The organism is Paenarthrobacter sp. 10N417, assembly GCF_056394745.1.
Genome location: NZ_JBFTIL010000018.1, coordinates 112990 through 123381, shown reverse-complemented (window position 1 = coordinate 123381; position 10392 = coordinate 112990). Strand labels below are relative to the sequence as shown.

Genomic DNA, 10392 nt, shown 5'->3' with positions numbered 1-10392 from the left:
GTCATGGCCAAGGCCCGCATCGGCCACTTCGTCGAAGCCCAGGTCCTGCAGTCCCTCGGCGTGGACTACATCGACGAGTCCGAGGTCCTGACCCCGGCCGACTACGTGAACCACATCGACAAGTGGAACTTCACCGTTCCCTTCGTCTGTGGCGCCACCAACCTCGGTGAGGCCCTGCGCCGCATCAATGAAGGCGCGGCGATGATCCGTTCCAAGGGCGAAGCCGGCACCGGCGATGTTTCCAACGCCACCGGGCACATGCGCAAGATCCGCGCCGAGATCGCCAAGCTGGCCGCCCTCCCCGAGGACGAGCTGTATGTCGCGGCCAAGGAGCTGCAGGCCCCGTACGAGCTGGTCAAGGAAATCGCCGCCACGGGCAAGCTCCCCGTTGTGCTGTTCACCGCTGGTGGCATCGCCACCCCGGCTGACGCTGCGATGATGATGCAGCTCGGCGCCGATGGCGTGTTTGTCGGTTCGGGGATCTTCAAGTCCGGCAACCCCGCCGAGCGCGCTGCCGCCGTCGTGAAGGCAACCACGTTCTACGATGATCCCGACGTCATCGCGAAGGTCTCCCGCGGCCTGGGCGAAGCCATGGTCGGCATCAACGTCGATGAAATCCCGCAGCCCCACCGCTTGGCAGAGCGCGGCTGGTAGGTTCCATTGCGCCCGGTGGGCGCCGATCCTCTGTGTGCTATTCCCCGCTCTCGCTGCCGCCATTTTGGCGATGGGCTGGGGTGGGGGCCCTTTTACGCACGCTGCCGGATCGGCGCCCACCGTTCCGTTTTCTGGGGTGTTGGGGTTAGTTGAGTCCCCGGCGCTTTAGGAGGGGTTCGAGCTCGGCGTCCCGGCCTCGGAATGTGCGGAAGGATTCCAGCGGATCCCGGCTGTTTCCACGGGCGAGTAGTTCCGAACGGAACCGGTCGCCGTTTGCTCGGGTAAGGCCTCCGTTTTCCTTGAACCACTCAACGGTGTCCGCATCCAGGACTTCGCTCCAGATGTAGGAGTAATAGCCGGCCGCATAACCGGCGCCGGCAAAGATGTGCTGGAAGTAGCCGGTGCGGTAGCGCGGTGGAATCAGCGGGTGGGCGATGCCGGCGTCCGCCAAGGCTTTGGCTTCAAAGGCAAGGACATCCGCCGGGACGTCCTCCAGGGACAGAACGTGCCATGCCACATCCAGCAATGCTGCTCCGAGGTATTCGGTGGTGGCGAATCCCTCACCCCACAGCAGGGATTCGTTGATTCTGTCCACGATGTCCTGCGGGAGCCGTTCTCCTGTGGCATGGTGGCGTGCGTAATTAGCCAATACCTCGGGCCACATGATCCACATTTCGTTGACCTGGGACGGGTACTCCACGAAGTCCCGGGGCACGGACGTTCCGGAGAACCGAGGATACTCCACATCGGAGAACAGGCCGTGGAGCGCGTGCCCGAATTCGTGGAAGACGGTCCGGACCTCGTCCAGGGACAGGAGAGCGGGTTCGCCCGGCGCTGGCTTGGTGATGTTGAGGTTGTTGATCACTACGGCTTGCATGCCGAGGAATCGGGACTGTTCCACGAGCGAGTTCATCCAGGCTCCTCCGCGCTTGGATTCCCGCGTGTAATAGTCCCCAAGGAAGAGGCCCAGAGCGCTGCCGTCCTCGTTTCTGACCTCCCAAACCCGGACGTCCTGGTGGTACCCGGCCAGATCCGGCCTCTCACGGAACGTGACGCCATAGAGTTGGGTCGCTGCGTAGAAAACGCCGTCGGCCAAGACCGTTTCGAGGCTGAAGTAGGGCCTGATGGCCTGTTCGTCCACTTGGTACTTTTCCCGCCGGACCTGCGCGGAATAGTATGCCCAGTCCCAAGGCTCCAGTGGGTGGCCGGCGGACTCGGCCAAAGCGAGCGCTTCGGCTTGGGCGTTGTGGATCGCTGCAGGTGCCAACCGGCCCAACATTGCCTGAACGGCCTTGAAGTCCGGGGCCGTTTGCTGGTCCACCACGAGTTCCGCGGAATTTTGAAAGGCCAGCAGGCCGGCCTTTTCCGCGCGTAAGCGAACCGTTGCCGTCACCAGATCACGGACATCCAGGCTTCCGCCGTCCGTGCCGCGAGCGAGGGACGCTTCAAACAGGCGACGCCGAATGTCCCGGTTTTCGAGCGAGGCGAGGGCGGGTTGGTTGCTTGGCTGGATGAGAGTCAGGAGGAACTGGCCATCGTGCCCGGCGGCCTTGGCAGCCTCGGCAGCGCCAGCGACATCTTCGGGGGACATGCCGGCCAGGTCCGCTTCGTCGTCGAGGAGAATAGCGGCAGCCTTCATCGCCTCCTTGACCCGCTGGCCGAATTCAGTGCCCAGACGTGAGAGTTCGGCGTTGATGTCCCGAAGGCGAGCCTGGCCGTCGTCGTCAAGTTGAATGCCGGACTGCCGAAACTCTTTGAGGTATTCCTGGACCAAGCGCGCAGACTCGTCATCTAGGTTGGTGGTGTCAATGGCATTGAAGCGTTCATACAAGCCACGATTCATGTAGACGGCGTCTTGATGCGCGGCAAACCCGGGCGCGAAGGCAGTCTCCAACTTCCTGATCGCGTCCGATGCGTCGGCCGATACAACTGTAAAGAACGATGCCGCAGCCCGGTCCAGCAACCGCCCTGACCTTTCCATGGCCACAGCCGTGTTCTCAAAAGTCGCTGATATTGGGTTCGCCGCAATTTGCTGGATCTCGTGGAGGTGTTCGTCCAGTCCCGCGTCGAGGGCTTCGGCGTAGTCCTGTGTGGTGATTGTTTCAAAAGGTGGAAGGCCGAACGGCAGGGGGCTTGGACTCAAAAGCGGATTGGTCATGAAGGGACTCTTTCACTTAAGAATCGTGTCCTCAAGGGCGGCTCGCCAGAATGACGCGCGTCTTGCGCCGTAGGATTGCCGTTATGGGGAACATCACATCTTGCGGACGTCGCGGGGATCACGGCGGTCATAGGCGTTCACGACGAACGGGCGCCCTGCTGGCGGCCTCAGTACTTGCCTTGTCGTTGAGCGCCTGCGGAGTAATTGCAGAGAAGGACTCCAGGGAGCAAAGCAGCGCCGCTACTGCCCCCGCGTCTCCTGCGTCCACGCCAACGCCGACTCCTACGCCAACCCCAGGCAAGGGCCCAGTTTGTCCCGAACTGCGTTGTACTTCCATCACAGTCACGGGTGACATGCTGATCCATACACAGTTGTGGCAGCAGGCCCGCGCCGATGCTGCTGCCGCAGGGCAGCCTGGATACACCTTCATACCGCTCCTTGAGGGCCAGCGGCGCTACATCCGGAACAGCGATCTCGCTATTTGTCATCAGGAAACCCCTGTTGGCACCCCGGACGGTCCGTTCTCCGCGTACCCATCCTTCAATGTCCCGCCGCAGATCGTTACCGCATCCAAGGATGTCGGGTACCAAGCCTGCACAACAGCCAGCAACCACACCATAGACCGGGGGACGGAAGGGCTGCTCCGGACATTGGATGCGCTGGATGCTGCCGGGCTCAAGCACACTGGTTCCTACCGGACTGAAGCTGCATCACAGGAAATCCTGATGCTCAAGACAGACGCCGCAACGGTAGCAGTCATCGTTGGCACCTACGGCCACAACGGACAGATTCCCGAGTACCCATGGCTTGTGGACGAGCTTGATCCCACGGTCATGATCGCCAAAGCCACCAAGGCCCGTGCGCTCGGGGCCGACATCGTGCTCGGAGTCATGCACGCCGGTGATGAGTACGCCAGCGAGGCCAATGCCCAGCAACAGGAAGTCGCCCACGCCTTGGTGGACAGTGGCCAATTCACCATGGTTTATGGCCACCACACGCACTCGGTGCTGCCGATTGAAAACTACAAGGGCACGTGGATTGTCTATGGACTGGGTAATGGCGTGACGGAATTGTCGCCCTGGTATGTGGTCAACAATGAAGGACTGCTGGTCCGTGCGCAGTTCAGCCAGAACGCGGCTGGCGTTTGGACAGCCTCGGATCTTGCATGGGCGCCGTCGGTGATTGTCCGGGATCCCTACCGCTGGTGCTCGGTGGCCAGCGATGCACCCCAGGGAGTCTGCGCTTCGCCGGCTGCCGATGCAGAGACCCACCAGCGCACCAAAGCCGTGGTCGAGTCGATGGGTGCAGCAACTGCCGGCGCCCACGAGTTGCTCATCACCAAGGAGAAGTAAGGGCGGCAGGTACCCGAACCACCCGGCTAGCGTGGGCGGCGGGCAGCGTGCTCCCGCGCGAGGCGGGCGTAGTCGTCGTCGGGCGTTCCAGGCGCGAAGGTGCCATATTTCCGTTCCACGGCCGTCCGGATCAGGAAGTCGGCGATCGCCGGGTTCTTGGGCAGCAGCGAACCGTGCAGGTAGCTGGCCACCACGTTGCGGTAGCGGGCTCCCTCGTGCCCGTCCTTGCTGTTGTTCCCTGCACCCTTGGTGACTGTCCCCAGAGGCTGGACGCCCGGGCCCAGGGTGGTCTGTCCACTGTGGTTCTCGTAGCCCAGGACGTCTCCGAATTCGGAGGACTTGAGCGTGACATTGCCGATCAGCCGCTCATCCGTGCCGTGTGTTTCGACATCGAGGATACCGATCCCGGGAATGACAGGGCCTGCGCTGGTCTTGAAGAACTTTCCGAAAAGCTGGTAGAGCCCGCAAATGACCAGCATTGGTGCGCCCTCGTCCGCGAGCTCCCGCAGATGATCCGCGCGTGCCTGTAGATCATCCTGAATAACCAGCTGGCCGCTGTCCTGCCCGCCGCCGCCCACGATGATGTCAATGTCCTCGGGAAAGTCGTCGCCTACGTTGTATTCAAGCAGCTCCGGCGTGTAGCCATGCCACTTGATTCGCTTCTGAAGGACCAGGGCATTGCCCCAGTCACCGTAAATATTCATGTCCCGCGGGTACAGCTGGAGGACGCGGACGGTTCCTTTGGTGGGCTGTGCTTCCGAGGTCATGAGACCACCTCAACTATGGTGATTTTGGCCAGTTCGCGACGGATCGCGAGCATGGCGGTGTACGTGCAGAAAATCCGCTTGGGCTTGCCTCGCGAGCCGTCGATAAATGCGTGCAGGGCCGCGGTGATGTCGGTCTCGACTGTACCGAAGCGGACTTCGTCGTATTGCAAGCGCAGGGCCATGTCGTAGGCGCGGACGCCGGTAAGGACCTCGACGCCATCTTCCCTGAGTGATTCGAAGTCAACGTCCCAGAGCCAGGACATATCCCTGCCATCTGCATAGTTGTCGTTGATGGCGATCATGGTGGCGTATCCACCGGCAGGGAAGGACTTCAGGCCGAGCCGGAAGCCACTGGGATTCTTAACGAGCACAAGTTCCAACGGCTGGCCATCCACGGTGAGGCTTTCGCCGCGCCCGAAAGCAGGAGCCACATCACCGAGTGCTTTGACCAGTTTGGGAGTGTCGACGGCTCCCGTACCCAGGATCGCCCTGGCCAGGGAGAGCGCGGCGGCCGCGTTGAAGATGTTGTAGACACCCCGCAGCTTCATGCTCGTGGTGACTGTTTCGCCGTCGAACTCAAAGTCAGCGTCCTGGGCACCCACGCGGCGTAGTACGACGTCGGCAGCAGGGCCGTCGGGTACCTCACCTGCGGTGCCGGGTGCGGGTGTGTTCGGGGACGAGGGGCCCGTGGTGGCGGTCCTCATATCGTCGTCGTTGGGAAATGTGCTGCGCAGCGATTCATCGAGGCCGAAGTAGCGGACGCTGGGATGGTGGAGGGCCCCCGGAGCATTGAGGGTGTTGGCGATGCGTGCCACACGGGGGTCTTCACGGTTCAGCACCACGGTATCCGTGGTTTTCCGGGCGATGTGTTCGAGCAACCGGGCGGTCTTGTCAATCTCGCCGAACCGGTCAAGTTGGTCGCGAAGGACGTTCAGCAAGAGGCTGAAACGAGGCGGCACCTTGTTCACGAAATGCACGGCATGTGCTTCGTCGAGTTCGAGGATGGCGATGTCGGCGTCGAGCCGGCCCCGCCAGTCAACATCGCCGAGGAGGGAAGCGGCCACGCCCCGGGTGAAGTTACTGCCTGTGCGGTTGGTGAAGACCTTCAGGCCCTGGCTTTCCAACAGCTCGACCACCATTTTGGTGGTGGTCGTCTTTCCGTTCGTGCCGCTGACAACGGCCACGCCGTGGGGAAGGCTGGACAGCGTTCTCTGCATGAAACCGGGATCGATTTTTTCGACCACCAGGCCGGGGAAAGCAGAGCCGCCACCCCGGAGCCGGGACAGTGTGCGGACCAGCTTGCCGAGGGGAACGCTGAAGGAAAACATGCTCTGTAATATATCCCAGTTAAGGCATGGAACTTGGCGTGGAGGCTCCTCCTGCTGGCACTCCCGCTCGTCCTCCGGGAGGAGATTCCGGGCCGGGCCACTATGATGGTCTAATGACCAACCCCCTTTCCGACGCTTCATCACGCGTGGGTGCAGGACTCCGGATCGGCGTACTGGCCCTCCAAGGCGACTTCCGCGAGCACATCCACGCAGTGGAAGCCGCAGGCGCCACGGGTGTGGGCATCCGTCGCCCCGCAGAGCTGGATGACGTTGACGGCCTCATCATCCCGGGTGGGGAATCCACCACGATCGACAAACTTTCAAGGATCTTCGAGCTCGCGGACCCCCTTCGGAAGCGCATCGCCGAAGGCCTCCCCGTGTACGGCTCTTGTGCCGGCATGATTCTCCTTGCCGATGAGATTGCCGATCCCGCTACCGATCTGGACGGAAACCCCCAGCAGACCTTCGGTGGACTGGACATCACGGTGCGCCGCAATGCCTTCGGGCGGCAGCGCGAGTCCTTTGAGACGGACCTGGATTTCAAAGGACTCGAGTTCAGCGCGGGGGAGTCCGGCGTGGATCCGGTGCACGCGGTCTTCATCCGTGGACCTTGGGTGGAACGGGTTGGCCCGGGAGTCGAGGTCCTGGCTCAGGTTGATCCGGAGCATGCCAGCCACACCGCTACGTTGCACGGATTGGCTAGAATTGTTGCAGTGCGCTCCGGCCAGCTGTTGGCCACCTCTTTCCATCCGGAAGTCACAGGTGAGAAGCGCGTGCATGAACTCTTTATTCGAATGATCAGAGGAGAAGCGTAAAGCATGTCAGGCCACTCCAAATGGGCGACTACCAAGCACAAGAAAGCCATCATTGATAGCAGGCGTGCAAAGTCGTTCGCAAAGCTGATCAAGAACATCGAAGTTGCTGCGCGCATGGGCGGCCCGGACCTCGCTGGCAACCCAGGCCTGGAACTCGCGGTTACCAAGGCGAAGAAGACCTCGGTTCCCAACGACAACATCGACCGCGCCATCAAGCGTGGTGCCGGCCTCACGGGCGAAGTGGTCGATTACACCGAAATCATGTACGAAGCCCGTGGCCCGCAGGGCTCGGCGTTGTTGATCGAGTGCCTGACCGACAACAAGAACCGTGCGGCTTCCGAGGTTCGACTCGCGATTTCCCGCAACGGTGGCACCATTGCAGATCCCGGCTCGGTCAGTTACCTGTTCACCCGCAAGGGCGTCGTGGTGCTGCCAAAGAATGGGCTGAGCGAGGATGACATCCTGATGGCCGTCCTGGACGCCGGCGCAGAGGAAGTCAAGGACAGCGGCGAGAACTGGGAAGTGCATTCCGAGCCCTCGGATCTGCAGGCCATCCGTGACGCCTTGAAGGATGCCGGCATCGAGTACGAATCCGATGAAGCTGAATTCGTGCCCTCCATGCAGGTGGACCTAAATATTGATGGTGCCCGGAAATTCATGAAACTCGTGGATGCCCTCGAAGACCTCGATGACGTCCAGAACGTCTACAGCAACGCCGACTTCAGCGAGGAAGTGCAGGCTGCCCTCGACGCCGACTAGGCAGGGCAGCACCTTTATTTTGACAACAAACAGGGAGGCCCGGACTTGACTCTTCGCGTATTGGGAGTCGATCCGGGCCTCACCCGTTGCGGCATCGGTGTAGTGGATATCGAGCGGAACCGCCGGGCCACCATGGTGGCGGTTGGAGTGGTGGGGACTTCGGCCGAGTTGACGCTGGACAAGCGGCTTTTGGTCATCGCACAGGCAATCGACGAATGGCTGGACCTGCACGAGCCGGACGTCGTCGCCGTCGAGCGCGTTTTTTCGCAGATGAACGTCAGCACTGTGATGGGCGTGGCCCAAGCCTCGGGCGTTGTCATCGCGGCCGCCGCACGTCGCGGCATTCCCGTCGCCTTGCACACGCCTTCTGAAGTCAAGGCGGCCGTGACCGGAAGCGGTACTGCCAACAAGGACGCTGTCACCAAATTGGTGACCAAAATCCTGCGGCTCGATGCCCCACCCAAGCCCGCCGACGCCGCAGACGCGCTTGCCCTTGCCCTGACGCATGCTTGGCGGGCAGGGAGCGGCATGGGTGGAATCAGCGGGAGTTCGGGCACGGATTCCCTCACCCCGGCTCAGCGGGCCTGGGCGGAAGCGGAAGCGAAAGCGCGCCGCGGGCGGTGATTGTCGGTACCCCTTGCTAGGGTATTCGTAGATATGTTCGGATAGTCCGTTTGGCTGCCATGGATTCATGGCAGCACAGCAGGCAGTACCTCAGGAGCCGGGTCTTGATCAGTTTTCTCCGTGGAACAGTTGCCCACGTTGGCTTGTCGACCGCCGTGATTGACCTCAACGGTGCGGGAATGAGCGTTTTTGCTACACCGCAGACCTTAAGCCACCTAAAAGTAGGGGCCGAGGCCAAGCTCTTCACCTCCATGATCGTCCGTGAAGATTCGCTCACGCTGTTCGGATTTGCCGACGACGACGAACGCGAAGTCTTTGACGTCCTGCTCAGTGTCAGCGGGGTTGGGCCCCGTTTGGCACTGGCCGTACTTGCGGTGCACGAGCCGGAAGCCATTCGGGTGGCGGCTCACACTGGTGACAGCAAGGCGTTCACCAAGGTTCCGGGCATTGGGCCCAAGGTTGCTGGCCGGATTGTCCTTGAACTGGCGGGCAAGCTGGTCCCGCACGGAACCGGTACCGGTACAGCTCCCGCCGCAGCCCCGAACGCGGAATGGAAGCCACAGGTAGTCGCGGCCATGACCAGCTTGGGATGGTCCGAGAAAGACGCCAACGGCAGCATCGACAAAGCCATGGCCGACTCGCCGGAACTCGTAGACGCAGGAAACGTGGCCCAAATACTTCGGGCTACCCTGCGCTGGCTTGGCCAAGACGGGGCACGCGCCGGCAACCGCGTAGGCAGCCGTGGCTGAGCAGTCACTCGTCAGCGGGGGAGAGGAACCGGAAGAGCGGGTCATTGAGGCTGCTCTCCGCCCCAAGAACCTGCACGACTTCGTAGGACAGCATCGGGTCCGCAAGCAACTTGCCTTGGTGCTTGAAGCCTCGAAGATGCGTGGCCGCAGCGCCGATCACGTACTGATGTCCGGACCTCCTGGACTCGGTAAGACCACACTTGCCATGATCATTGCAGCGGAGATGAACGCGCCGCTGCGTATCAGCAGCGGCCCGGCCATCCAGCACGCAGGGGATCTCGCAGCCATCCTTTCCTCGCTCTCGGAGGGCGAGGTCCTGTTCCTTGACGAAATCCACCGCATGTCCAGGCCCGCAGAAGAAATGCTGTACATGGCCATGGAGGACTTCCGCGTGGATATCGTGGTGGGCAAGGGCGCAGGCGCAACTGCAATTCCTCTGGAACTCCCGCCTTTCACGTTGGTAGGTGCCACCACCCGCGCAGGACTTCTTCCGGGCCCCTTGAGGGACCGCTTTGGTTTTACCGGGCACCTTGAGTTCTATTCGGTGGCCGAACTCGAACTTGTCCTCCGCCGTTCTGCCGGGCTTCTGGACCTGAAGGTAAACTCTGCAGGTTTCACCGAGATCGCCGGACGGTCCCGGGGAACACCACGTATAGCCAACCGACTCCTGCGCCGTGTTCGTGACTGGGCGCTCGTTCATGGCATTGAGCAAATCGACGCACGGTCGGCGTCAGCTGCCTTGGATATGTACGAAGTAGACGAGCGTGGCCTGGACAGGCTGGACCGGTCCGTTCTTGAAGCCCTCATTACCAAGTTCAACGGTGGCCCGGTTGGCTTGTCCACCTTGGCGATTGCCGTGGGCGAAGAACCCGAAACGGTGGAGACCGTGGCTGAGCCGTTCTTGGTGCGCGAAGGACTGCTTGGGCGGACACCCCGTGGGCGCATCGCCATGGCACCAGCATGGACACACCTCGGTTATGCTGTGCCGGCGGGCGTATTCGGCCAGGAGACCCTTGCCTTGTTTGACGAGGATGAAAACCACGCTGAAAGCGTAGATACCATCGGTTAACACGCTGTATTCAGCTTTTCCCACTAGACTGGTATGACGCTCGGCACGTTCGAGTCCTTGATCCATGCGCCCGCTTCGCGGTGAAGCGCGTTGCTATGCGGGTTTGGTCCCGTGGCC

The 10392-nt window shown here is 61.8% G+C and carries 11 protein-coding genes; 7 read left to right on the top strand and 4 right to left on the bottom strand.

What is annotated here, in order from left to right; all coding sequences use genetic code 11:
• On the top strand, positions 1-654 hold a 654-nt coding region (locus tag AC1DCM_RS20095; RefSeq protein WP_477519464.1), incomplete at its 5' end, for a beta/alpha barrel domain-containing protein.
• A gap of 145 nt (positions 655-799) precedes the next feature.
• Here AC1DCM_RS20095 and AC1DCM_RS20090 read toward each other — a convergent pair.
• Both AC1DCM_RS20090 and AC1DCM_RS20085 read right to left on the bottom strand, forming a co-directional pair.
• Entirely contained in the window at positions 800-2812 is a 2013-nt protein-coding gene (locus AC1DCM_RS20090; protein ID WP_477519463.1) for a M3 family metallopeptidase, read from the bottom strand.
• 127 nt (positions 2813-2939) lie between these two features.
• Positions 2940-3167: a hypothetical protein gene (locus AC1DCM_RS20085; RefSeq protein WP_477519468.1), complete on the bottom strand. Its 228-nt coding sequence runs from the start codon at positions 3165-3167 to the stop codon at positions 2940-2942.
• Between AC1DCM_RS20085 and AC1DCM_RS20080 the strand changes: the two genes are divergently transcribed.
• Positions 3133-4164, top strand: coding sequence for a CapA family protein (locus tag AC1DCM_RS20080; RefSeq protein ID WP_477519467.1), 1032 nt, complete (start codon positions 3133-3135; stop codon positions 4162-4164). The two genes, AC1DCM_RS20085 and AC1DCM_RS20080, sit on opposite strands and share 35 nt — an antisense overlap.
• A gap of 26 nt (positions 4165-4190) precedes the next feature.
• Here AC1DCM_RS20080 and AC1DCM_RS20075 read toward each other — a convergent pair whose 3' ends face one another.
• Positions 4191-4931, bottom strand: coding sequence for a type 1 glutamine amidotransferase (locus AC1DCM_RS20075; protein ID WP_431115403.1), 741 nt, complete (start codon positions 4929-4931; stop codon positions 4191-4193).
• Positions 4928-6259 carry a MurT ligase domain-containing protein gene (locus AC1DCM_RS20070; protein ID WP_477519462.1) on the bottom strand — a complete coding sequence of 444 codons (1332 nt, stop codon included), beginning with the start codon at positions 6257-6259 and terminating at the stop codon, positions 4928-4930. Before AC1DCM_RS20070 ends, AC1DCM_RS20075 begins: the two co-directional genes overlap by 4 nt.
• 113 nt (positions 6260-6372) lie before the next feature.
• Between AC1DCM_RS20070 and pdxT the strand changes: the two genes are divergently transcribed.
• From pdxT to ruvB, 5 genes are all read left to right on the top strand, one after another.
• Positions 6373-7074: a pyridoxal 5'-phosphate synthase glutaminase subunit PdxT gene (pdxT, locus tag AC1DCM_RS20065; RefSeq protein ID WP_216925537.1), complete on the top strand. Its 702-nt coding sequence runs from the start codon at positions 6373-6375 to the stop codon at positions 7072-7074.
• Positions 7075-7077: 3 nt separating this feature from the next.
• Entirely contained in the window at positions 7078-7833 is a 756-nt protein-coding gene (locus AC1DCM_RS20060) for a YebC/PmpR family DNA-binding transcriptional regulator (protein ID WP_477519461.1), read from the top strand.
• A 45-nt stretch (positions 7834-7878) separates the two neighbouring features.
• Positions 7879-8457, top strand: coding sequence for a crossover junction endodeoxyribonuclease RuvC (gene ruvC, locus AC1DCM_RS20055; RefSeq protein ID WP_431115399.1), 579 nt, complete (start codon positions 7879-7881; stop codon positions 8455-8457).
• A 104-nt stretch (positions 8458-8561) separates the two neighbouring features.
• A complete protein-coding gene (gene ruvA / locus AC1DCM_RS20050; RefSeq protein ID WP_477519460.1) occupies positions 8562-9206 on the top strand; it encodes a Holliday junction branch migration protein RuvA in 645 nt (214 codons plus the stop codon).
• A complete protein-coding gene (ruvB, locus tag AC1DCM_RS20045; RefSeq protein WP_431115397.1) occupies positions 9199-10275 on the top strand; it encodes a Holliday junction branch migration DNA helicase RuvB in 1077 nt (358 codons plus the stop codon). The genes ruvA and ruvB overlap by 8 nt, the downstream gene beginning before the upstream one ends.
• Positions 10276-10392 lie beyond the last annotated feature (117 nt).